The sequence below is a fragment of the Xanthomonas sp. NCPPB 3761 genome, from assembly GCF_041475705.2.
GTDB lineage: Bacteria > Pseudomonadota > Gammaproteobacteria > Xanthomonadales > Xanthomonadaceae > Xanthomonas > Xanthomonas phaseoli.
Map to the genome: position 1 here is coordinate 3,270,707 of NZ_CM191262.1, position 22,155 is coordinate 3,292,861.

19 protein-coding genes are annotated in these 22,155 nt (G+C 65.5%); 7 read left to right on the plus strand and 12 right to left on the minus strand.

Features of this window, described 5'->3' with window-relative positions; translation table 11 throughout:
- The first annotated feature begins 47 nt into the window (after nt 1-47).
- The gene (locus tag ACCQ00_RS14300) at nt 48-938 is read left to right on the plus strand and encodes a pirin family protein (protein WP_039570520.1); all 891 of its coding nucleotides are present in this window, start codon (nt 48-50) and stop codon (nt 936-938) included.
- Between the two features lie 247 nt (nt 939-1,185).
- Nucleotides 1,186-1,647, plus strand: a complete 462-nt coding sequence (locus tag ACCQ00_RS14305; protein WP_039570517.1) for a hypothetical protein — start codon at nt 1,186-1,188, stop codon at nt 1,645-1,647.
- A gap of 403 nt (nt 1,648-2,050) precedes the next feature.
- Here ACCQ00_RS14305 and ACCQ00_RS14310 read toward each other — a convergent pair whose 3' ends face one another.
- A complete protein-coding gene (locus ACCQ00_RS14310; RefSeq protein ID WP_039570516.1) occupies nt 2,051-2,485 on the minus strand; it encodes an OsmC family protein in 435 nt (144 codons plus the stop codon).
- 31 nt (nt 2,486-2,516) lie between these two features.
- Nucleotides 2,517-3,374 carry a pirin family protein gene (locus ACCQ00_RS14315; protein ID WP_039570513.1) on the minus strand — a complete coding sequence of 286 codons (858 nt, stop codon included), beginning with the start codon at nt 3,372-3,374 and terminating at the stop codon, nt 2,517-2,519.
- 229 nt (nt 3,375-3,603) lie between these two features.
- Between ACCQ00_RS14315 and ACCQ00_RS14320 the strand changes: the two genes are divergently transcribed.
- Both ACCQ00_RS14320 and ACCQ00_RS14325 read left to right on the plus strand, forming a co-directional pair.
- The gene (locus tag ACCQ00_RS14320) at nt 3,604-5,676 is read left to right on the plus strand and encodes a carbon starvation CstA family protein (RefSeq protein WP_008572442.1); all 2,073 of its coding nucleotides are present in this window, start codon (nt 3,604-3,606) and stop codon (nt 5,674-5,676) included.
- Nucleotides 5,676-5,900 (plus strand): YbdD/YjiX family protein, encoded by a 225-nt coding sequence (locus ACCQ00_RS14325; protein ID WP_003488133.1) that lies wholly within the window; start codon nt 5,676-5,678, stop codon nt 5,898-5,900. Before ACCQ00_RS14320 ends, ACCQ00_RS14325 begins: the two co-directional genes overlap by 1 nt.
- Before the next feature lie 865 nt (nt 5,901-6,765).
- Here the strand turns inward: ACCQ00_RS14325 and ACCQ00_RS14330 are convergent.
- Complete coding sequence (locus ACCQ00_RS14330) at nt 6,766-7,470, minus strand: HAD family hydrolase (RefSeq protein WP_017161261.1); 705 nt, start codon at nt 7,468-7,470, stop codon at nt 6,766-6,768.
- Nucleotides 7,471-7,673: 203 nt separating this feature from the next.
- Between ACCQ00_RS14330 and ACCQ00_RS14335 the strand changes: the two genes are divergently transcribed.
- Together ACCQ00_RS14335 and ACCQ00_RS14340 are read left to right on the plus strand one after the other, a co-directional pair.
- The gene (locus tag ACCQ00_RS14335; protein ID WP_039570507.1) at nt 7,674-8,483 is read left to right on the plus strand and encodes an ankyrin repeat domain-containing protein; all 810 of its coding nucleotides are present in this window, start codon (nt 7,674-7,676) and stop codon (nt 8,481-8,483) included.
- Between the two features lie 36 nt (nt 8,484-8,519).
- Entirely contained in the window at nt 8,520-9,701 is a 1,182-nt protein-coding gene (locus ACCQ00_RS14340; RefSeq protein WP_039570504.1) for a Tle-like phospholipase domain-containing protein, read from the plus strand.
- A gap of 323 nt (nt 9,702-10,024) precedes the next feature.
- On the opposite strand, the gene ACCQ00_RS14345 is transcribed toward ACCQ00_RS14340, so the two are convergent.
- The 8 genes from ACCQ00_RS14345 to ACCQ00_RS14380 form a co-directional block, all read right to left on the minus strand.
- Nucleotides 10,025-11,275: a DUF819 family protein gene (locus ACCQ00_RS14345; protein ID WP_039583780.1), complete on the minus strand. Its 1,251-nt coding sequence runs from the start codon at nt 11,273-11,275 to the stop codon at nt 10,025-10,027.
- 168 nt (nt 11,276-11,443) lie between these two features.
- Nucleotides 11,444-11,659, minus strand: a complete 216-nt coding sequence (locus ACCQ00_RS14350) for a hypothetical protein (RefSeq protein ID WP_003488147.1) — start codon at nt 11,657-11,659, stop codon at nt 11,444-11,446.
- 670 nt (nt 11,660-12,329) lie between these two features.
- The gene (locus ACCQ00_RS14355; RefSeq protein ID WP_039570498.1) at nt 12,330-12,938 is read right to left on the minus strand and encodes a nucleotidyltransferase family protein; all 609 of its coding nucleotides are present in this window, start codon (nt 12,936-12,938) and stop codon (nt 12,330-12,332) included.
- Between the two features lie 405 nt (nt 12,939-13,343).
- A complete protein-coding gene (locus ACCQ00_RS14360) occupies nt 13,344-14,348 on the minus strand; it encodes an XdhC family protein (protein ID WP_039570493.1) in 1,005 nt (334 codons plus the stop codon).
- Nucleotides 14,345-16,552, minus strand: coding sequence for an aldehyde oxidoreductase molybdenum-binding subunit PaoC (gene paoC, locus ACCQ00_RS14365; RefSeq protein WP_039570490.1), 2,208 nt, complete (start codon nt 16,550-16,552; stop codon nt 14,345-14,347). The genes ACCQ00_RS14360 and paoC overlap by 4 nt, the downstream gene beginning before the upstream one ends.
- A gap of 1 nt (nt 16,553) precedes the next feature.
- Nucleotides 16,554-17,504 (minus strand): FAD binding domain-containing protein, encoded by a 951-nt coding sequence (locus ACCQ00_RS14370; protein ID WP_039570487.1) that lies wholly within the window; start codon nt 17,502-17,504, stop codon nt 16,554-16,556.
- Entirely contained in the window at nt 17,501-18,151 is a 651-nt protein-coding gene (gene paoA / locus ACCQ00_RS14375; protein ID WP_039570484.1) for an aldehyde dehydrogenase iron-sulfur subunit PaoA, read from the minus strand. Before paoA ends, ACCQ00_RS14370 begins: the two co-directional genes overlap by 4 nt.
- 408 nt (nt 18,152-18,559) lie before the next feature.
- A complete protein-coding gene (locus tag ACCQ00_RS14380; protein WP_372353964.1) occupies nt 18,560-19,567 on the minus strand; it encodes a zinc-dependent alcohol dehydrogenase family protein in 1,008 nt (335 codons plus the stop codon).
- Between the two features lie 223 nt (nt 19,568-19,790).
- Here ACCQ00_RS14380 and ACCQ00_RS14385 point away from each other — a divergent pair, with 223 nt between their 5' ends.
- Complete coding sequence (locus ACCQ00_RS14385) at nt 19,791-21,338, plus strand: sensor domain-containing diguanylate cyclase (protein ID WP_180301663.1); 1,548 nt, start codon at nt 19,791-19,793, stop codon at nt 21,336-21,338.
- Nucleotides 21,339-21,622: 284 nt separating this feature from the next.
- On the opposite strand, the gene ACCQ00_RS14390 is transcribed toward ACCQ00_RS14385, so the two are convergent.
- Nucleotides 21,623-22,150 (minus strand): single-stranded DNA-binding protein, encoded by a 528-nt coding sequence (locus ACCQ00_RS14390; RefSeq protein WP_099770622.1) that lies wholly within the window; start codon nt 22,148-22,150, stop codon nt 21,623-21,625.
- Between the last annotated feature and the right edge of the window lie 5 nt (nt 22,151-22,155).

Here is a 22,155-nt window from a genome sequence, read left to right on the forward strand (position 1 = left end):
GCGCATGCGAAGCTCGTGCCCACGTCATCAACTCCGCGAGATCGCGCATGACCACCCTGATCGCTCCACGCGTCCACAACATCGGCGGACTGGAGGTGCGCCGCGCCGTGCCCACCCTGCAAGCGCGCAGCGTCGGCCCGTTCGTGTTCGTCGACCACATGGGCCCAGCCGTGCTGGAGCCGGATCACGGCATCGATGTACGCCCACATCCGCACATCGGCCTGGCCACGGTCACGTTCCTGTGGGCCGGCGAAATCGGCCACCGCGATACGCTCGGCTCGGACCAGGTGATCCGCCCGGGCGACGTCAACTGGATGACCGCCGGCCGCGGCATCGCCCATTCCGAGCGCACGCCCGGCCCGGAGCGCGCACGCGAACACGCCTTGCACGGCATGCAGACCTGGATCGCCTTGCCGCGCTCGGCCGAAGAAACCGCGCCCGCGTTCCATCACCACGCGGCGGCAAGCTTGCCGCAGCAGCGCCGCGACGGCGTGTGGCTGCGCGTGATCGCCGGCCGCGCATATGGCGAGGAATCGCCGGTACAGGTGTTCAGCGGCACGCTGAACGTGGCGCTGGACTTGGCGCCCGACGCCGAACTCGATCTGGACACCGGGCACGCCGAGCGCGCTCTGTACATCCTGGAAGGCGAGGCGCAGCTGGATGGCGCGGACGTGCCAGCCCGCCACCTGATCGTGCCCTCGCCCGGCGCCCGCGGCCGCTTGCGCGCCAAGACCCCGCTCAAGGCGATGCTGCTCGGCGGCGAGCCGCTGGATGGGCCGCGTCATCTGTGGTGGAACTTCGTGTCCAGCTCCAAGGAGCGCATCGAGCAGGCCAAGGACGACTGGCAGGCAGGCCGCTTCGGCAGCATTCCCGGCGACGACAAGGAGTTCATTCCGCTGCCCGAAACACCGGCCCCAAAACCGGTTAATTACCCTTGAAACCGTGCGCTGCGCGCGTGGACCGGCACGCGCAATCACCAGGTCTCGGAACGGAAGTGCCGCGCTGCGCATGCGATGCCAGGCGCATGTGCGACACCACTTGAGCCGATTCGCAAAACTGTGGTAGTGATTGCTTTGTAGACGGAGCGCGCTGCGTAGACGGCAGTCCTCGAGCGGGGAGTTCGAGGCACTGCAACGGCACGAAATCGGCGCGCCCGTATCGTCATCCAATGCCGGGGAATCGTGTATGAAGTCTGCATCCTGCCTTGTTGGCCTGAGCTTGCTGCTGGCCGCTGCCACCGCCCATGCCCAGACCTCGCCGGTCTGCCCGCCGTTGCCACCGGCCTCCGGCCTGCAGTGGAACGAGCTCGCCGGTGCCGATTACCTGGTCTGCAAGGCCATGACTGCCGATGGTCGGCAGGTGGTCGGCGTGATGCTCACCACCCGCGACCCGGCGATGACACTGTCACGCGACCGCCGCGCCGAAAAGGGCCAGATCCAGCAGGAAGATTTCTACTGGTACAAGCTCGACCTCGGCGGCAGCAACGTGCCGGGCATGGAATCGCGCCGCGTCACCGTGGTCGAACTGGGCAAGAAGCGCTACGCGCAGCTGTGGATCGATGGTGCCAGCACCGAAGAACTCGCCTCGATGCAGTCGATGGTGCAGAACATGGATCTGCAACCGGCCAGCCTGGCGCTGCAGCGCTGACGCAACGCACGTTACAGCGCTGCGCGCCGCTGCTGTAACGGCCTTGCAGCGCGCGGGCTTGCCGGCGCGCTGCACACATTGTCTAACGATATCTGCCGCTAGCGTGTGGCCGCAGATCGCCATTGCGCGCGGATGCTGGTGCCTCAGGCGTGTCGCGCCGACGCGCGTGAGGCCACGTTCAAAGCGGCGTGCAGATGCACCAGGCGCGCCGGATGCGTGCAGCCGCTCAACGATTTCGAATCCGCCGGCCACCACGTGCGGCGACCCGTTGGAGATCGCCCACGGTTGCGAATGTTGGAGCAGTAGCGCAGGTCGGGGTACGCCCGGAAGCGGCGTGGACAGATCGCCCGTTCCGATTCCGATCTCGCATTCACCGAACCCGAAGACCGCCGGCAAGCGTCTGTCAGTCGCATTGAATCGCCGTGTCTCCACCGCCGCCAGCGGCCTGCAACTGACTGTCGATGCGCACCTCGCCGGTAAGCAGGCGATGGATCGGGCACTTGTCGGCCACCTCCATCAACCGTGCGCGTTGCTCGTCGTCGAGCGCCCCGTCGAGCACCACCTCGCGGGCGATCGCCGTGCCGGCAGCGCCGCGCTGCGTGTAATGCAGATGCACGTGCACCGCCGTCAGCGGCCACTGCTTGCGCGCGGCCACCATCGACACCGTGATGGCAGTGCACGCGCCCAGTGCGCCCAATACCTGCGATTCGGGATCCGGCCCGGCGTCGCTGCCACCATTGGCCAGCTGCGTATCGCCGCTCCAGGTGTGCAGCCCGTCGTGGATGCTGACCGTGTACGGCACCGTGCCGGTGCGCACGCTGACGGGGCGGTCACTCATCGCCGGCTCCCGCTCTTGCACGCGGGCCGGTTCAAAACCGGCCTTCCTGGAAATCGACGAACGCCTGCATCAGCTCCTGCTTGGTATTCATCACGAACGGGCCGTGCCGCATTACCGGCTCGTTGAGCGGGCGGCCGGCGACCAGGATCAGTTGCGCACCGTCGGCACCGGCGTGCAGGCGCAGGCGCTGTCCACCGCCCAACACGGCCAGCTGCTGCGCCGGCAACGCGCGCGCGGTGTCGCTCTCGCCCACCGTCAGCGCGCCTTCGAAGGCATACGCGAACGCGTTATGCCCGCTGGGCAGCTGGTACTCCCATTCCACGTTCGGTTCCAGTGCGATATCCAGGTACACCGGGCTGGTGGCGAGCTGCACGATCGGCCCGACCACCTCGCCCACCGCACCGGCAATCACCTTGACCGTCACGCCGGGCGCCGGGTGCGCCACCGGAATATGGTCGGGTGCGTACTCCTGGTACTTGGGGTCGGTCATCTTGTCGCGCGCCGGCAGGTTCACCCACAACTGAAAGCCGCGCATGCGCCCGGATTCCTGCTCCGGCATTTCCGAATGGATCAGCCCGCGCCCGGCAGTCATCCACTGCACGCTGCCCGGGGTCAGCAGGCCTTCGTTGCCGTGGTTGTCCTTGTGGCGCATGCGTCCGTCGAGCATGTAGGTCACGGTCTCGAAACCGCGATGCGGGTGGCTGGGGAAACCGGCCAGGTAGTCTTCGGCCTTGTCGGTGCCGAATTCATCCAGCATCAGGAACGGGTCCAGCTCCGGCAGCTGCTGCGTACCGATGACGCGGGTCAGCTTGACCCCGGCCCCGTCGGAAGTCGGCATGCCGCGAATGGTGCGCAGTACATGCGCTGCTGTGGTGGTCGTGGTGCTCATCGCTTGTCCCTGTGCCCTGTGGCGAAGCGCCAATGATGGGTGCGCGCGGGCCGCCGCCCAACCGCGACCATTGCAACCGATCGTTCCAAACGCCGCCAGCGCCAGCGCCCCTAACCGATCCGTGACCGCAGCACTCTACGACCAAAGTTCTAACCCGTTGCGCCCGCCTGGCATTGACCGCGGCCGGGCGTGGGTGGACCCTTGAACGAATCGTTCCTGAGGGGCATGCATGAAAGGGTTCTCGAAGCTGGCCTGGGGCGCGCTGGCGCTGCTGGCCGCGTTCTGCCTGGGCACCGTCGCGCTGCGGCGTGGCGAGCATATCAACGCGTTATGGATCGTGGTGGCGGCGGTGTCGATCTACCTGATCGCCTACCGGTTCTACAGCCTGTTCATCGCCGACAAGGTGATGCAGCTGGACATCACCCGCGCCACCCCGGCGGTCGCCAACAACGACGGCCTGGATTACGTGCCCACCAACAAGCACGTGCTGTTCGGCCATCACTTTGCTGCCATCGCCGGCGCCGGGCCCCTGGTCGGCCCGGTGCTCGCCGCGCAGATGGGCTACCTGCCCGGGCTGCTGTGGCTGGTGGTCGGCGTGGTGTTCGCCGGTGCGGTGCAGGACTTCGTGGTGCTGTTCCTGTCCAGCCGTCGCAACGGCCGCTCGCTGGGCGATCTGGTGCGCGAGGAAATGGGCCAGGTGCCCGGCACCATCGCCCTGTTCGGCGCCTTCCTGATCATGATCATCATCCTGGCGGTGCTGGCGATGGTGGTGGTCAAGGCGCTGGCGGAAAGCCCGTGGGGCATGTTCACCGTCATCGCCACCATGCCCATCGCGATCATGATGGGCGTGTACATGCGCTACATCCGCGTCGGCAAGATCGGCGAGATCTCGGTGGTGGGGTTGATCCTGCTGCTGGGCGCGATCTGGCTGGGCGGCAAGGTGGCGGCGGACCCGACCTGGGGCCCGGCCTTCACCTTCACCGCCAAGCAGATCACCTGGATGCTGATCGGCTATGGCTTCGTCGCCTCGGTGCTGCCGGTGTGGCTGCTGCTGGCACCGCGCGACTACCTGTCCACCTTCCTCAAGATCGGCACCATCCTGGCGCTGGCGATCGGCATCCTGGTCGTGATGCCGGACCTGAAGATGCCGGCGCTCACGCAATTTGCCTCCACCGGCGACGGCCCGGTGTGGAAGGGCGGCATCTTCCCGTTCCTGTTCATCACCATTGCCTGCGGCGCGGTCTCCGGTTTCCATGCACTGATCGCCTCCGGCACCACGCCCAAGCTGCTCGCCAACGAAGGCCACATGCGCTACATCGGCTACGGCGGCATGCTGATGGAATCGTTCGTGGCGATCATGGCGCTGGTGGCCGCGTCGATCATCGAGCCTGGCATCTATTTCGCCATGAACAGCCCGGCTTCGCTGGTCGGCACCGACACCGTGGCGGTGGCCGCCAAGATCAGCGAGTGGGGCTTTTCGATCACCCCGCAGGTGCTCGAGGCCACCGCACGCGATATCGGCGAGCACAGCATCCTGGCGCGCGCCGGCGGTGCACCGACGCTGGCGGTGGGCATCGCGCAGATCCTGCACCAGTTGCTGCCGGGCGAAGACACCATGGCGTTCTGGTACCACTTCGCCATCCTGTTCGAAGCACTGTTCATCCTGACCGCAGTGGATGCCGGTACGCGCGCCGGCCGCTTCATGCTGCAGGACCTGCTGGGCAACTTCATCCCGGCGTTGAAGAAGACCGAGTCGTGGACCGCCAACATCATCGCCACCGCCGGTTGCGTGGCGCTGTGGGGCTACCTGCTCTACACCGGCGTGATCGATCCGTTCGGCGGCATCCAGACCTTGTGGCCGTTGTTCGGCATCTCCAACCAGATGCTGGCCGGGATCGCGTTGATGCTGGGCACGGTGGTGCTGTTCAAGATGAAGCGCGACCGTTATGCCTGGGTCACCATCGTGCCGGCGCTGTGGCTGCTGCTGTGCACGACCTACGCGGGTCTGATCAAGATCTTCGACAGCAACCCGGCGCAGGGCTTCCTGGCGCAAGCGCACAAGTTCCAGGCCGCCATCGCCAGCAATACCATCACCGCGCCAGCCAAGACGGTGCCGCAGATGCAGCAGATCGTCACCAATGCCTACGTCAACACCGGGCTGACGGTGCTGTTCCTGTTCGTGGTCGGCTCGATCCTGATCTATTCGATCAAGACCATCGTGGCGGCACGCCGCAACCCGCAACGCACCGACCGCGAAACCCCGTACGTGGCGTTGCAGCCGCACCAGATGGCAGACCTGTAATGGGCACGCAACTCGTCCTGGCCAGTCACTATCAGGCGCATCGCCGCATCTGGCGGCGCCTGATCCAGACTGCACGGCTGTGCTGCGGCATTCCCGACTACGACAACTACGTGCGCCACATGCTGGAAAAGCATCCCGACAAACCGGTGATGGACTACCCCGCCTTCTTCCGCGAACGCCAGGATGCGCGCTATGGCGGCAAGAGTGGGTTTCGGTGTTGTTGATGTGGCCGGCTGGTGAATAAGTAGTCGGCGGATCAAGCGGTAGACCCGCAACAGGGCGCGATGCGAATCGCGCCCTGTTGCGTTGGCTCGACCGAGCGCACTGGAAGGGCTAGGAGCGACTGATGAAAACGTGTCTTGCCGTGATCAAGCACTGCGATAGATCAGTTGCAGAGGAGCTGACCTGGGCGTGCTGCAGGGCCCTTGCCCGCCCGCCATCGCGAGACACGCCGTGAAGCCATCCATGGAAGCTCTTGCGCGGCACCTATGCCGCCTAAGATCCCGCGACGGTGGGCGGGCAAGAACCAGTCGAGCTGGTCGGTGTGCGCGTTACGAGCAGCGCATTGTGAGACTCGATAAAACGAATCGCGTATTGGCTCATGCGCTTTCGTCGCGATGCCTGTCGGGTGTCATGGCCAATCAATCCGCAGCAAAAAACCCCATCGACACGTGTAGGAACCTGTTCGCGGCAGTGCGCTGCCTTCGTCAGCCGCCAGTCGACTGTCCAGTGCGGTGTCCTCGCCGCTTGCGGGACCGTTGGCGGCATGGATGCCGCCAACGAGCCTCCATGGACGGATTCACGGCGTGTCCCGCCAGCGGTGAGGGCACCGCGCACTCGACGACCCAGGCTTTTGACTGCATCCACATCGGGCTAGGACTCGAATCGCGACCACTCGAACTGATCGGGAAGTCCATCGATCAACTGCAGAATCACTGCCCGCGCGTTGGCTGCGCGGCCTTCTCACGTTGGTCTGTAGCGTATTTCGACAAGACAGCCGAACAAGTCTCCGGTGCGGTGTCCTCGCCGCTTGCGGGACGGGCTCACTGCGTGTCGCGAACACCGCACGCCCCTCACCAAGCTGCCGTCTTAACCAGCCCGCTTTTGCGTCAGCCGCGCAAACAACGCAGGCAAATCCCGCATATCGTCGAACACCTCGAGCACACCGATGCGGCGCAAGGTGTCGCCATGCCCCGGTGGAATGTGGCTTGCTCCGGTAAACCCGAGCACCTGCATGCCGGCCGTCACGGCCGCCGTTGCACCGGTGGGGCTGTCTTCGATGACCAGGCAACGCTCCGGCGCTACGCCGGCGGTGCGTGCCGCCAGCAGATACACGTCTGGCGCCGGCTTGGGCCGCTCCACCATGTCGGCGCTGAAAATACGTCCCGCCGCACGCGCGGTGAGCCCGGCCCGTTCCACCGAGGCAAGCACATTGTGGCGCCGGCTATTGGAGGCCACCGCCAACGGCAGCGGAATCTGCTCCAACGCCTCGCGTACGCCCGCGATCGGCTGCACCTGCGCCTGGATCAAGGCCTCGCTGCGCGCCTGGATCTGCGCGAGCAGAGTCTGCGGCAACTGCAGCGCAAAGCGCTCTTCCACCCGCCGCAACACCTCGCGTGTGGTCTGCCCGAAGGTGGTTTCCAGTAGCTGTTCCAGCGGCTCGCTCGGCACGAAAGACCCAAGGGCCTCACGCATTACCCGGTCGGCCAGTATCTCGCTGTCGACAAGAACGCCATCACAGTCACTGATCAGTAGCTCGTACGCCATTGCACCCATCTGCTCGCAAAGCGCCATTATGCCGGCCTGGGTGTGACCGTCGGCTGTGGGGCAGCAGGTTGGCGTACTGAACACCTGCACCGTTTGCAGCATGCGCGCTACCAGGACAGGCGGCCCCGAGCATGCGGCCCGCCACACCGTCATGCCACAAAAGCCATGTCACGAAATCTTACCGCAAGCGTTTTTTGCAGCTGCTAGGATCTGCCCCGCTGCGGCGGGACTTGCCGCAGCGTCATCAGGAATGCGATCAGGAGAAGGAGATTTCGATGCAACCGCGATTCCCCGCCCTGCTCGTTCTTGCGACCTCGTTTTTCGCGGTCTCATGCACCGCCTCAGCCGGTGCCAAGGAGCAAACCACCATGTCAGCTACGCTGCAGGACCACACCGTCGCCTTCCGCGACCCCGCCCTGACCGATATCGCCAAGGCCATTGCGCACGGTGATGTTGCCCAGATCAAGGCACTCGCCCCCACTGTCGATCTCGCCGCGCATGGCGACCAAAACGTCACCTTGCTCGAATGGGCAATCTGGAACGAACAACCGCGTTCCTTGGCCGCATTGCTCGATGCAGGCGCCGATCCGTCGTTGCCTGGCATGGACCAGGAAACGGTCGTGCACATGGCCGCCATGGCGCAAGACCCGGAGTATCTGCAGATCTTGTTGCAGCACAAGGCGCCGATCGATGTGGTGAGCAAGCGTGCGGGCTGGACACCGCTGTTCCGCGCGGTGCAGAGCAAGCGCGATGCGCAGATCGATTTGCTGATCAAGGCCGGTGCGGATGTACAGCGCGTCGACCACACCGGCAACAGCCTGCTGCACCTTGCAGCGCAAAGTGGTGCAGCTAGCCCTGCAGTGCTCGCCCTGCTCAAGGCCGGTGTCGATCCCACCGTGCGCAATGCCCAGCAGAAGACTTTCCAGGCGTATTTCTTCACCACGCCGGACCGCCTGCTCAATGCCAGCGGCCAGCAGGTGAGGTCGGAGGTGCGCGCATGGTTGAACGCCCACAACATTCCCGTGGAAAGCAGCCGCTAAGCGCGCTTTTCGCATGACGAACGCAAGGAGCCGCGCATGAGCCCGTCAGAATCCTCTTCCACCCCGTTCGCAGAATCGATGCGCGGGCAACAACCGCATCCGGAAGACCACCAGTTTCCCGCGATGCTGCAAGACCTTTACGCCACTGCCGCCCAACGACGCGACGGCGGCGCCGAAACATTTGCCGCCCTGCCCAATGGCTGGTCGCGCATGGACGATCGCGCGCTGCAGCAGGCAGGCATCGACCCTGCCCTGCTGCATGACGCCAAGAGCGGCTTCGATGCCGCGTTCTATCGCAATGATCAGGGGCAGGTGGCATTGGGCTTCTGCGGCACCGACGAAGGCAAGGACTGGAAGCACAATATCGGCCAGGGCCTGGGCTTTGACGATGCCCAATACGCGTCGGCGATCCAGCTTGGCAGCCAGGCCAAACAGGCGTTCGGCGACCAGGTGGTGATCAGCGGGCATTCGCTGGGCGGCGGTCTGGCCGCGGCATCGGCAATGGTCAACGACATTCCGGCAGTGACCTATAACGCCGCCGGCGTCAACGACCGCACGCTGGAGCGGCAAGGTCTGGATGCCTCGGCAGCCAAGGACTACGCCAACAGCGAATTGATCCGCGGCTATCACGTCAAGAACGAAATCCTGACCCATCTGCAGGAAGACAGCATTCCGCTCAAATGGGCCATGCCCGATGCGGCCGGTCATCAGATCGAGCTGCCCGAGCCGGACCCGTTGTCGTTCGGCCAGCGCCTGGTGCCGGGCATGATGCTCAAGCATCGGCTGGATCTGCACGGCATCGATTCGGTGATGAAGGCGCAGGACATGCAGTTGCAGGACCAGGCACGCGGCAATGCATTGCAGCCCGGCAGCCAGCTATTCAACGACGCGGTCGTGAAGTTGGATGGACAACGCGACCGCCTGGGGCTGCGCGACGACACCGCGTTTCTCAATACCGCCGCCAGCGTGGCCGCGCGTGCAGGCAACGATGGCTTGCAGCGCATCGATCACCTGGTGCCCAACCGTGACGGCGACAGCCTGATTGCGGTACAGGGGCGCATGGACGACCCGGCCCATCTGCGCAGCCATGTGCAGACGGCGTCCGCGGCCAACGAGCCGGCCCAGACCAACGTCAGCCAGTTGCAACAGCACAATCAGCAACACACCCAACAGCCGCCGCAACAGCAGGAAGAACAGCGCCGGGTGATTCAGCAGTAAGGCTCCGGTGGCCCGCGCAATGTGCGGGCGACTCTTTGCCTTGCCCATGGCTGGCAGCAGCGCGTCCAGGTCGGGCGCAATCGCTGTCGGCTTCGCGCAGTGGAGCGTGTCTTTGAGAATCGCGCGCGTCTTCGAACCTGGCGCGACGCAACTGATGCCGTGTCACAGGAGTCGTCAGCCAATCGCGCACGGTGCGCAGAGGCGCCATGCTGGCGCGCCACATGGCGCAAGGCCCAGCATCGCCCGGCCGCCCTGGCGATTGCACGACAGCGTAATACCCGCACCCAGTCGCGGAGTCGTGGCGTTGCAGGTTGCAGCGCGCGTTACCCAGCGCCCGCCATCGTCCGCAAGGTGATGCCGACCAGATAGGCCAGATAGGTGCCCGTGGCATAGCCCATCGTGCCCAGCAACACACCGACCGGCGCCAATGCCGGGTGAAACGCCGCGGCCACCACCGGCGCGGAGGCGGGGCCACCGATATTCGATTGCGAGCCGATCGCAAAATAGAAGAACGGCACCCGCAACAACCGGCCAAGCCCCCATAACACCGCGATGTGCACGGCAATCCAGATCAGGCCGAGCAGGAACAACCATGGCCGGTCCAGCAGCGCCAGCAGATCCATCTGCATGCCGATGCAGGCGATCAGGAAATACAGCAGCACGGTGCCGATCTTGGACGCGCCCGCGCCCTCCAGCGTGCGCGCACGGGTGAAGCTCAGCAGCAGGCCCAGGCTGGTCGCCAGCACCACCACCCACACGAACGGCGTGTCCAGACTGAACTGGCTGGCCCAATGCAACTGCGCCTTGCACCACGCGGCAAGAGGATTGGCCAGGGCATGCGCAAGGCCGACGCCGCCGAACGCCACCGCCACGATCACCATCAGGTCGGCCAAGCTGGGAATGCGCGCATGCTCGGCCTGGAAGCGCGCCATGCGCTCCTGCAAGGCGTCCAGCGCCTGGGTGTCAGCACCGCTGCGTGCGTCGATCTTGCGCGCGCGGCCGGCCAGGAAGATCAGCGCCGCCATCCACACATAGCCCACCCCGACATCGACTACGGCGAACTGCCCGAACGTGGTTGCGTCCACATCGAACACTTCGCGCATCGCCAGCATGTTGGCGCCCCCGCCGATCCAGCTGCCCGCCAGCGCTGCCATGCCGGCCCAGGTGTCCCCGGCCACGGTGGCCGGATGCAGCCAGCCCATCACCCAGAACGCCACCACCGCACCCAGCATGATGCTCAGCGATGCGCCCAGATACATGGCCACCAGCTTGGGACCGAGCCGCAGGATCGCGCGCAGGTCGATGCTCAAGGTCAGCAGGATCAACGCGGCAGGCAGCAGCACGTCGCGGGCGATCGGGTTGTACAACCGTGTGTTGGCACCGTCGATCAAACCGGCCGTGTTGTAGATGCCGGGCAGCAGATAACACAGCAACAAGGCCGGCACCAATGCGTAGAAGCGCCGCCAGAACCCTCGCTCACGCGCGGACGTCCAGAACACCGCGCCCAGGGTGGCGGCGATCAGGCCGAACACGACAATATCGTTTTGAATCAGCGCAGCACCGGCAGCATTCACGACAGGCGGACATCCAGAAGAGTAGCCGCCAGAGTGCGGACCGGACCAAGGTGGCCGATCCCTCGAATCTAGCCGACCCGGACGTCTGCGCAAACCCGGCACGGCTGCGGATAACCGCCACCGTTGGCAAGGACTTACCTGCAGCAAGCGGTCCGGTTCTTCACGGCCTCAGCCGTAGCGCCGCACCACCCGATCGCCGCCGCCGGTGTTGACCACCACGCCGCTGGGCTGGCCGGTGGTCAGGCAGTGCAGCTTCGCCATCAGTTCGGCAAAGTCCAGCGCGCCCTGTTCGCGCAGATACCGCAACGGCGACCAGTGCGGGCGGGTTACCCACCAGCCGCCCTGTGCGGGGTGGATACGTACGACATAACGAGACTCGTCCATCAGGCCTCCGGCCAGTGCGTATAGCGGTCGAGCGAGGCGCACGGGGCGTAGGGCCGCAATGCGCGAGGAATGGGAATGCCTTCTCCCGTCCGGTATGCCGGCGCGCCCTTACTCAAGGGGCCGCGGGAGAGTAGCCAATGGCCCCGCGTCCGGCATAGCCAGGATGTTCTTTTACGCATGCCGATGCCGTCGGGCTGACACTGGCAGGGCGGTAGGAAAATTCTTACGTGACACACATCACGTCCAGCGCTACATTCGGTCAGGACTGGTGAACGCCGCGTCATCAGCAACCGTCAGACGAGCGCGGACGGTGCGCAGTGGGTGATCAGTCGCTCTTGAAGACTGCCTCTGGGGAGGGGTTGCATGCATCTGCTTAGGAAATTCCAGTTTTCGGTCAAGACCGCCATGGTGATTGGCTATGTGTTGGTGATCAGGGAAGCGGTCGTGCTGTGGTCGTAAGGCTGATGCATGGTTGAACGCGTCGGCCGGGCACGTCAGTTGGTGGGCGCAAAGACTAGGTAACGCACCTGGACCGGTGTCGGGGATCGGCACCGGTCGTGCCAGCGTTCGTGCGTGTAGCGACAGTGCCTACCGTTTACGCGCGGCCGCCGCGCCTGTCGTGTCAGGGCACAGGCTGCCAGAGATCTGGGTGCGTACCCGTCATGGCGTCTCAGTCCGCATCGACCCAGCCGCGCTGCTGCGCGGCGGCCAGATCGGCAGGGGTATCGATATCCAGCGCCAACGCCGGGGCGCTGACGCACCCCAGGCTCTGCAGGTCGAGGCTGGCGAACAGGCCGCGCAGGCCGCTATCGGCCCGCAACGGAACATCCGCCCAGGCCGCATGCGTGACCACCGCGGGAATGCCGCGCACGCCGCTGTAGCCACTGGTTGCACACCCGGAGACGGCGCGATCGGCTTCTTCCAGCAGGGAGCGCAAATGCGGGGCATCCAGCGCAGGCTGATCGCACCCCAGGATCAGGCTGCGTCGCAACGCCTGGTCGCCCTGCACATGCCGGCGCAACGCGGCCAGGCTGGAACCCATGCCCTCGGCCCAGTCGGGATGCCGGAGTATTTCGACATCCAGATCCTGCAACAGCTCGCTCAACGTATCGGCATCGGCACCCAGCGCGACCACGCAGCGGCGCGGCGCAGTCAGTAATGCAATGCGTGCGGCGCGGCGCAGCAGCGGCTCGCCGTCGCGCATCAACAATTGCTTCGAGCGGCCAAGCCGGCGCCCTGCCCCGGCGCCCAGCACCAGTGCCGCGTGATCGCCACTCATGGGCAGCACGCTGCTGGCGCGGCGGCGACCAAGGAAGGTGTCGCTTGCGAGACGGCGAGAGCTCCGCGATTTTCGCCGACCTCTCCATGCGCGAAACGAATGGCGGCGAGAGAACTGACGCGAACGGCATCACGCGAGACGTCGACGTGGCGATCCGGAACAAGGGTCATGGCGACGTGCTACTTGATTGGAAGACAGCTGCAGCCTAGAGCGCGGGCTGTGCGTGCGAGGTGACCACACCTTGCGCGTGCCACCGTTGTAGAAGCGAAGTCTTGCCAATTGCGATGAAGATTGCTGCGTGCTGTCGGAAGCCAGTCACGATACTGCTCGAAGGTAGCCGTCTATCACTCGACCGGCTGCAATGCGCCTTGATGACTCACGCCCGCGGAAGCAGCAGCCCGCGACTTAGCGGCTTGCCGTGACGACCTGCACATCCGCCACCGCCTGCGTGGCTTCGGCGATGATGCCGAGCGCGATGGTGTGTGGCGCCGAGCGCCCCATGCGCCAGCCCGCCGGCAAACGCAGACGTGCGAGCGAGGCGTCGCTGTATCCAAGCGCGCGCAACGCCTGTAAACGACCTTCGCGCTTCTGCCGGCTGCCGAGGATGCCGATGCAGGCGACAGGAGATGCCAAGCCGCGCCGCGCAACCTGCAGATCGATCTCGGCATCGTGGGCCAGGCTATACAGCGCAGTATCGGCATCCAGATGCAGGTCCTGCAGCGCATCGCCCAACGCGCGCCGGTCGTAGTGCTCGGACGCCAAGCCCGGCGGGGGTTCGCCAGGGCCATGCGGCCGCAACACGCGCACTTCGATGCCCATCTGGCTGGACAACGACACCAACGCCAGTAGTGATGGGTCGGCCCCCACCAGCACCAGCCGTAACGGCGGACGATGGGTGCGCACGAATTCGCCCGCATGTGCGTCCTGTGCATTTGCCAGGTAACGCACCGTCCCGGACGCACGATCCAAGGCCACATGAAATGCGCGCCGGTGCTGGCGCGCGTTACGCCAACGTGCGAGGTGTTCGCCCAGATCCGGCACCGGCCATACCAGCACGCCGATACGCCCGCCGCAGCTGAGCTGGATGTCCAGCACTTGGCTGCCTTCGCCATAATCCAGCCAACGCGGCTGACCATCGCGCAGCGCTTCCATGGCCTCATGCGCCACCGCCGCCTCGACGCAGCCGCCTGAGACGTAGCCTGCCACGCTCCCATCGGCGCAGATGGCCATTTCGCTCCCCAGCGGGCGCGGGGAGGAGCCTTGCACATCGATCAAGGTCGCCATCGCCACGCGCTGCCCCGCACGGTGCCAGGCGCTCAGCGTTGGCAACAAATCGTCGAGCAACGCGTAGCCCGGCCATGCCGGCCATGCCGACGGCACATGCGTGACCGGGGCAACCACCGCGCTCACGCGCGCAGCATCTCGGGCAGGTGCGGCAGCAGTTTGTCCAGGGTCACCGGGTAGTCGCGCACCCGCACGCCGGTTGCGTTGTAGACCGCGTTGGCGATCGCCGCTGCCACGCCGCAGATGCCCAGCTCACCCACGCCCTTGGCCTTCATCGGCGACGACAATGGGTCGCTTTCTTCCAGGAACACCACCTCCTGATGCGGGATGTCCGCATGCACCGGCACTTCATAACCGGCCAGGTCGTGGTTGACGAAGAAGCCCAGGCGCTTGTCCACTGCCAGCTCTTCCATGAGTGCCGCGCCGGCGCCCATGGTCATGCCGCCGATGACCTGGCTGCGCGCAGATTTGGGATTGAGGATGCGCCCCGCGGCGCACACGGCAAGCATGCGCCGGATGCGCACTTCGGCGGTGGCCACATCCACGCCCACCTCGACGAAATGCGCGCCGAAGGTGGAGAGTTGATGCGTCTTGCTGAGGTCGCCGAATTCGATCTTGTCTTCCACCACCAGCGCGCCGTTAGCCGCGGCATCGCCGAGCGCGACGCGCTTGCCGCCGGCACGCACATGGCCATCGGCAAATTCGGCAGCGGCCGGATCCAGGCCCAGTTGCTTGGCTACCGCTTCGCGCAATTTGACTGCGGCTGCATAGACGCCTGCGGTGGAGCTGTTCGCGCCCCATTGCCCACCGGAGCCCGCAGAGGCCGGGAAGCTCGAATCGCCCAGGCGCACGTCCACCCAGTTGAGCGGGACGCCGAGCATTTCCGCAGCGGTCTGCGCAATGATGGTGTAGGAGCCGGTTCCGATATCGGTCATGTCGGTTTCCACCACCACGCGCCCGCCCTGCTCCAGCCGCATGCGTGCGCCGGAAGTCATGACCGGCGCATTGCGAAACGCCGTGGCAACGCCCATGCCGACTAGCCAACGACCGTCGCGCGTGCTGGCCGGCTTGGCCTTGCGCTTGGACCATTCGAATCGCTTTGCACCATCTTCCAGGCACTTGACCAACTGACGCTGCGAGAACGGCCGCTGCGGATTTTCCGGGTCCACCTGGGTGTCGTTGACGATGCGGAACTTGACCGGATCCATGTCCAGCTTTTCGGCCATCTCGTCCATCGCGATCTCCAGCGCCATCAATCCCGGCGCCTCGCCCGGCGCGCGCATCGCGTTGCCTTCGGGCAGATCGAGCACGGCCAGGCGCGTGGTAATCAGGCGGTTGGCACCGGCGTACAGCAACTGCGTCTGTGCCGCGGCAATTTCCGGGCTGCCGTCGGGCAGGTCGCCCGACCAGCTCTCATGTGCAATCGCGGTCAGCTTGCCGTCGCGCCCGGCACCAAGCCGGATACGTTGCACCGTGGCCGGGCGATGGGTGGTGTTATTGGCGATCAGCGGCCGCGGCAGCATGACCTTGACCGGACGTCCGACCTGACGGGCCGCCAGCGATGCCAGCACTGCATCGGCACGCAGGAACAGCTTGCCGCCGAAACCACCGCCGACGTACGGCGACATGATCCGCACGTTTTCGCGCGGGATGCCCAGCGTCCTGGCCAGATCGCCGGCACCCCAGTTGATCATCTGATTGGAGGTCCACACGCTGAGCTTGTCGCCCTCCCACATGGCGATCGATGCGTGCGGCTCCATCATCGCGTGGGAATGATCGGGTGTGGTGTATTCGGCATCCAGCTGCACTGGCGCCGACGCGAAGGCAGCGTCGAAGTCGCCGACATTGCTGTTGGGCGCGTCGCCCTTCTTGGTCACCTTGGCGCCGGCACGGGCCTTTTCCAGATTGTAGGCGCCAACGTGACGACCGTAATCGACCTTGATCAACTGGCCGGCCGCACGTGCTTGCTCGAAGGTTTCCGCCACCACCACGGCAATGGCCTGGTGGTAATGCGCGATCTCGGGGCCGCCCAACAACTTGGCGGTGTTGAACTTGCCCTTTTGCAGCTTGCCTGCGTTCTGCGCAGTCACGATGCCCAGCACGCCGGGCGCCTTGCGCGCCGCGCTCAGATCGATGCTGCGGATGGTGCCCTTGGCGATGCCTGCACCCACCACGTGCCCGTAGGCGGGTTGGCCCGGCAAGTCGTGATGTTCGTACGCATACGGGGCCTGCCCGGTGGTCTTGAGTGGCCCATCGATACGGTCGACGGGCTTGCCGACGACAGTGAGCTGATCGATGGGATTGGTGCCGGCGGGAGTATCGAATTTCATATCAGGCCCTCGTGTCGGCCAGGATCGCGGCCAAGGTGCGCTCGACCAGCGGCAGCTTGAATGCGTTGTGTTCGGTGGGCTGGGCGCCGTCGAGCAGCACGGACGCAATGGCGCGGGCACCCTCTTTCGATCGGGCTTCGGCCGCTTCGCTGCGCCATGGCTTGTGCGCGACGCCGCCGACTGCGACGCGTGCACTGCCATCGCGCTGCACGACGGCGGCCACTGACACCAGGGCGAACGCATACGAGGCACGGTCGCGCACCTTGCGATACACATGCGTGCCACCGAGCGGCTTGGGCAAGGTAACGGCGGTGATCAATTCGCCGCGCTCCAGCACGGTTTCCAGATGCGGCGTCGTTCCCGGTGCCCGATAGAACTCGGACAAGGCCACCGCGCGCGTCTGCCCATCCGGGCGTACCGTCTCCACCACGGCATCGAGCAGGCGCATGGCGATGGCCATATCGCTGGGATGGGTGGCGATGCACGCCTCGCTGGCACCGATCACTGCCAGCTGCCGGTTATATCCGCCGATGGCCGCGCAGCCGCTACCAGGCAGTCGCTTGTTGCACGGCTGGTTGGTGTCGTAGAAATAGGGACAACGCGTCCGTTGCAGCAGATTACCTGCCGTGGTGGCGCGATTGCGCAGCTGTCCCGAGGCACCGGCCAACAATGCGCGCGACAGCACGGCGTAATCGCGGCGCACGCGTTGGTCGGCCGCGAGGTCGGTGTTGCGCACCAGTGCGCCGATGCGCAGGCCGCCGTCGGGCGTGGCCTCGATGGTATCCAGGCGCAGGCCGTTGACATCGATCAGATGCGACGGCGTTTCGATCTGCAGCTTCATCAGATCGAGCAAGTTGGTCCCGCCTGCGATGAATTTGGCACCGGGCTGACGCGCGGCCTTGGCTGCAGTATCGGCTGGCGAGGTGGCGCGCTCGTAGCTAAAGGCCTTCATGCGCGGCCTCCGGCAACATCGTTGATGGCTTCAACGATGTTGGAATAGGCACCGCAGCGGCAAATATTGCCGCTCATGCGCTCCTGCAACTCGGGCGTGGTGAGTCTGGCCTTGCCGGTGAGGTCTTCGGTGACATGGCTGGGGATGCCACGCTTCACCTCGTCCAGCACCGCCACTGCCGAACAGATCTGCCCGGGCGTGCAATACCCGCATTGGTAGCCATCGTGCTTGACGAACGCCGCCTGCATCGGATGCAGCTTGTCCGGCGTGCCCAACCCTTCGATGGTGGTGACCTTGGCGCCCTCGTGCATCACTGCCAGCGACAGGCACGCGTTCATGCGTTGGCCGTCGACGATGACGGTACAGGCGCCGCACTGGCCATGATCGCAGCCCTTCTTGGTGCCGGTGAGATGCAGATGTTCGCGCAGCGCATCCAGCAAGGTGGTGCGGTTATCCAATGTCAGCGTGACCGGCTTGCCGTTCACCTCGAAAGCAACCTGGCTGGATGCATTGGCAGGCTCGGCTGGCGGCCGCTGCGACATCGCAGTGGCCGCAGTGGCCGCCATCGATTGGGTTGCGGCAACGCTGGCTGCGGATGCCGTTCCTGCGATCAATACCTCGCGACGGGTCATCTTGATGTCTCTCATGGCTGGCATCTCCAACAATGCTGGCTTTTACAGTTCTCAACAAATGTGCAGCGCTGCCGGTCACAAGCGCGTGAGTGCGCGGCGGCGGCGGGCGTGAAGCGGCGTATGGCCCGATCCTGATGCTCGCTTTTACGGCATTGGCGATGGTTGCTGCGTGCGCCTATGAACACGGCGAGGACCGACCCATGCGCCGATGACGTTGGAGTCGGACGGGCCAGCCAAGCAGTTTCCTGGAATAGTGCGCGTGCAGCACGCGTACTGGCCACCGTGAGCAGCGAACGAACCCGAGGAGCATTGGTTGTGCTCGCCAGCAGCGTCATGCAGGCGGCAGCCCTTGCCCACGTCGATGAGTGAAGTGGCGCGCCGGCGGTGCGAATGCATCGCCGACGCGCGATGCAGCAGGCTGGATCAGAACTCCAGCGTGATCTTGCCCAGATGCCTACCGGCCTTCTGCAGTGCGAAGGCGTCACCGATCTCATCCAGCGCAAAACTGCGATCGATCACCGGCCGCAGCGGCAAGCTGTCGAGTGCACGCACCAGGTCCTGTTGATGCCTGCGGCTGCCAACGACCAGTCCCTGCAAGCGTTGCTGGCGCCCCATCATTTCGGCAGTCGGAACCGGCCCAGCGGCACCGGTCAAAACGCCTATCAAGGCGATGTGCCCGCCCACGCGCGCTGCACGGATCGATTGCGTCAGCGTGCCCGGACCGCCGACCTCGACCACATGGTCCACCCCGCGCCCATCGGTGATGTCCAGGACCCGCGCCGACCATTCGGGATGCTGCCGATAGTTGATGAGATGGTCGGCACCGAGCGCTCGCACCTTCTCCAGTTTCTCGTCGGATGAGGATGTGGCGATCACGCGCGCGCCCATCGCCTTGGCAAGTTGCAGCGCGAAGATCGACACGCCGCCGGTGCCCAGAACCAGCACGCTGTCGCCGGCCTTGAGCCGGCCATTGACCGCAAGCGCGCGCCATGCGGTGACGCCGGCAGTGGTCAGCGTCGCAGCCTCGGCGTGGCTGTAACCGCGGGGTGCATGGGTGAATGCCTGCGCATCGGCGACGACCGCCGAGCGCGCATAGCCGTCGACGCCATCGCCCGGGGTGGTGGCAAAACCGGCATGCAACGGCTCGCCGTCCAGCCACTGCTGGAAGAAGGTGGAGACCACATGATCGCCCACCGCGAACTCGTCCACCTCCGGCCCCACCGCTTCCACCACACCTGCGCCATCGGACATCGGAATACGCCCGTCTGCGGTCGGCATCTGCCCAAGCACAACGCCCAGATCATGAAAATTGAGCGAACTGGCATGCAGGCGCACGCGGATCTGACCGCGTGCAGGCTGCCCCGGATCGGGCAATGCAACCGACTGCAGCGATGCGATGGCGGCCGGATGGCGAAGACGAATGGCTTGCATGGGCAACTCCTGAGCGTGATTCAGTGCCTGGAATAGCATGCTGCCCGTTACGCAAACGCAGTCGAGCTGGCTCCGACATCTGCCGCCGTGTGCGGTGATGCGATGCAGCGAGCGCTGCTGCAGCGGCTGCCGCGCGTGGCGACGCGGGAAGCGGGCTGTTGCATGCAACGCGAGGCAGCAATCACAGATCTGTCATTGCACGTGTTGATGCATCGAGGCGCGGGTGCCGCCACGCGTAGGCTGGCACGGCGGTTGCACCGCCCTGGTATCCAGACAGGTAGCCACAGTGACCTCAACAAGCAAGCGGCGGCGGCAACGTGCTCAGCGCATCGCGCTGCATTTCGTGCTGACTGCCTCGTGGATGCTACTGCTCGGTTCGGAATACTGGTCCATCCATGAAGAGCGCGCGACCGCGCTGCGCAGCGCCCAGGCGCAGTCGTTGAATCTGGCCAATTCGCTGGCGCAGCATGCCAGCGACACCCTGTCCATCGCCGACGCAGTGCTGTCCGGGCTGGTGTCGCGGGTCGAACACGACCAGGGCTCCAGCGCCGCGCGTTCTGCAACGCATGAATTTCTGGTGCGCGAAGCGCGCCGCTCCGACCGCCTGCATGGCATCTTCATCTATGCCGCGGACGGCAGTTGGGTGAGCTCGTCGCTGGACAGCACCCCCAGGACGCACAACAACGCCGACCGCGCCTATTTCAAATACCACCGCGACCATCGCGACGCCTTGTCGCTGGTCGGCCCGCCCGTGCAAAGCCGCTCGGACGGCTCCTGGGTGCTGACCTTGAGCCGCCGTCTCAATACCCCCCGTGGCGAGTTCGCCGGCGTGGTGCTGGTCACCCTGCAGCTGAAGTATTTCCAGAACTACTACAGCACCTTCGAAGTCGGCCCGCACGGCACCATCGGCATGACCAACGACGATGGCATCGTGATGGTGCGCCGGCCCGACAAACAGGGCGTGATCGGCACCTCGATCGCGGGGACGTCGATCTACGTGACCATGCGCGCACGCAGGCACGGCACCGCCACCTATCGCTCGCCGATCGACGGCGTGGAGCGCATCTCCAGCTTTGCGCCTGCGCGACCCTATCCGCTGACCGTGCTGACCGGCGTTTCGGTGGACGATGCGTTGGCGAACTGGCGGCAAGCCGCGCGCCAGCGCATCGTGGTGGCCGCACTGGGCTGCACCCTGCTGCTGGGCGTGGGGATCTGGCTGGATCTGCAACTGCGCCGCATGCATCGCAACGAGGCCAAGCTGAGCACCGAAGCCTGGGTAGACGCACTGACGGGCATCGCCAATCGTCGCGCCTTCGACCACCGGTTATCGCGTGCATTGCAGGACGCGGTTCGCCTGGAGGCGCCATTGTCGGTGCTGATGATCGATGTCGATCACTTCAAGCTCTACAACGACACCTATGGCCACGTGAACGGCGATGCCTGCCTACGCCTGATCGCGGGCGCCATTGCCGGCTGCTCGCGCCGCAGCGAAGACCTCGCCGCGCGTTACGGCGGCGAAGAGTTCGGCATGATCCTGCCGCACACCGATGCCGCCGGCGCGCTGCGCCTGGCCGACGCCGTGCGCAATGCGGTCGCCGAGCTCGGCCTGATGCACCTGTCCAGCCCCACCAGCGCGCACGTCACCGTCAGCATCGGCGCAGCCACGTTCGAACCGGGCGAAGCGCCGCTGAGCCCCAACGGCATCGTGCACGACGCCGATTCGGCGCTGTACCGCGCCAAGCAGAAGGGACGCAATCGCACATCGGCCTAGACCTGCAGGGACGCCGAACCTGCCGTAGAGATCAGGCGGCTGTCGCGAGGTGGATGTCGCGAGCTCGAGCAACGCATCGACGGCGCACCCAACGCGTGCGTTGCGCGCAAGCCTGCGATGGATGGGCGCTGCACGCACGCCGCGCGCGCCTCCGAGCACGCGCGACACCCGCCAGGCTCTTGCCAACATCCTGCCGCAACCGGCCGCTGTCTGCGCGGACTTCCCATCACGCAGAAGGCCCGCGCAATGCGGGCCTTCCTGGATGACGCAACGACGAACGGTAATCAGAACGGGATATCGTCGTCGGCGAAATCGTCCATCGGCGGTGCCGACTGTTGCTGGGCCGGCTGCTGACGGCGCGGCGCATAGTCCTGCCCACCGCCACCGTATCCACCGCCCTGCCCACCGCCGCCGCCCTGCTGACGCGATGCCGAGCGCTGCGGGCGATCGCCGCCCATCCCGCCCCCGCCGCCTTCACCACGGCCGCCGAGCATCTGCATCTCGTTGGCGACGATGTCGGTGCTGTACTTCTCCACGCCGTCCTGGCCGGTGTACTTGTCGTAGCGCAGTTCGCCTTCGACATAGACCTGCGACCCCTTGCGCAGGTATTCGCCGGCAATTTCGCCCAGCTTTCCGAAAAACACCACGCGGTGCCACTCGGTACGTTCCTGGTTATTGCCGTCGCGGTCCTTGCGCATGCTGGTGGTGGCCAGGCTCACGCGCGTGATTGCCATGCCGGCCTGGGTGTATTTGGTATCGGGATCGTTGCCGAGGTTGCCGACGAGGATGACTTTGTTGATGCCGCGGGCCATAGGTG

Excerpts from the sequence above, each read along its gene's own strand:
- ACCQ00_RS14300 (WP_039570520.1), top strand. The coding sequence starts at position 48 with ATGACCACCCTGATCGCTCCACGCGTCCACAACATCGGCGGACTGGAG.
- ACCQ00_RS14355 (WP_039570498.1), bottom strand. The coding sequence starts at position 12,938 with ATGAGTGGCGATCACGCGGCACTGGTGCTGGGCGCCGGGGCAGGGCGC.
- ACCQ00_RS14390 (WP_099770622.1), bottom strand. The coding sequence starts at position 22,150 with ATGGCCCGCGGCATCAACAAAGTCATCCTCGTCGGCAACCTCGGCAAC.
- ACCQ00_RS14305 (WP_039570517.1), top strand. The coding sequence starts at position 1,186 with ATGAAGTCTGCATCCTGCCTTGTTGGCCTGAGCTTGCTGCTGGCCGCT.
- ACCQ00_RS14380 (WP_372353964.1), bottom strand. The coding sequence starts at position 19,567 with ATGCAAGCCATTCGTCTTCGCCATCCGGCCGCCATCGCATCGCTGCAG.
- ACCQ00_RS14310 (WP_039570516.1), bottom strand. The coding sequence starts at position 2,485 with ATGAGTGACCGCCCCGTCAGCGTGCGCACCGGCACGGTGCCGTACACG.
- ACCQ00_RS14370 (WP_039570487.1), bottom strand. The coding sequence starts at position 17,504 with ATGAAGGCCTTTAGCTACGAGCGCGCCACCTCGCCAGCCGATACTGCA.
- paoA (WP_039570484.1), bottom strand. The coding sequence starts at position 18,151 with ATGAGAGACATCAAGATGACCCGTCGCGAGGTATTGATCGCAGGAACG.
- ACCQ00_RS14325 (WP_003488133.1), top strand. The coding sequence starts at position 5,676 with ATGGGCACGCAACTCGTCCTGGCCAGTCACTATCAGGCGCATCGCCGC.
- ACCQ00_RS14315 (WP_039570513.1), bottom strand. The coding sequence starts at position 3,374 with ATGAGCACCACGACCACCACAGCAGCGCATGTACTGCGCACCATTCGC.
- paoC (WP_039570490.1), bottom strand. The coding sequence starts at position 16,552 with ATGAAATTCGATACTCCCGCCGGCACCAATCCCATCGATCAGCTCACT.
- ACCQ00_RS14350 (WP_003488147.1), bottom strand. The coding sequence starts at position 11,659 with ATGGACGAGTCTCGTTATGTCGTACGTATCCACCCCGCACAGGGCGGC.
- ACCQ00_RS14330 (WP_017161261.1), bottom strand. The coding sequence starts at position 7,470 with ATGGCGCTTTGCGAGCAGATGGGTGCAATGGCGTACGAGCTACTGATC.
- ACCQ00_RS14320 (WP_008572442.1), top strand. The coding sequence starts at position 3,604 with ATGAAAGGGTTCTCGAAGCTGGCCTGGGGCGCGCTGGCGCTGCTGGCC.
- ACCQ00_RS14340 (WP_039570504.1), top strand. The coding sequence starts at position 8,520 with ATGAGCCCGTCAGAATCCTCTTCCACCCCGTTCGCAGAATCGATGCGC.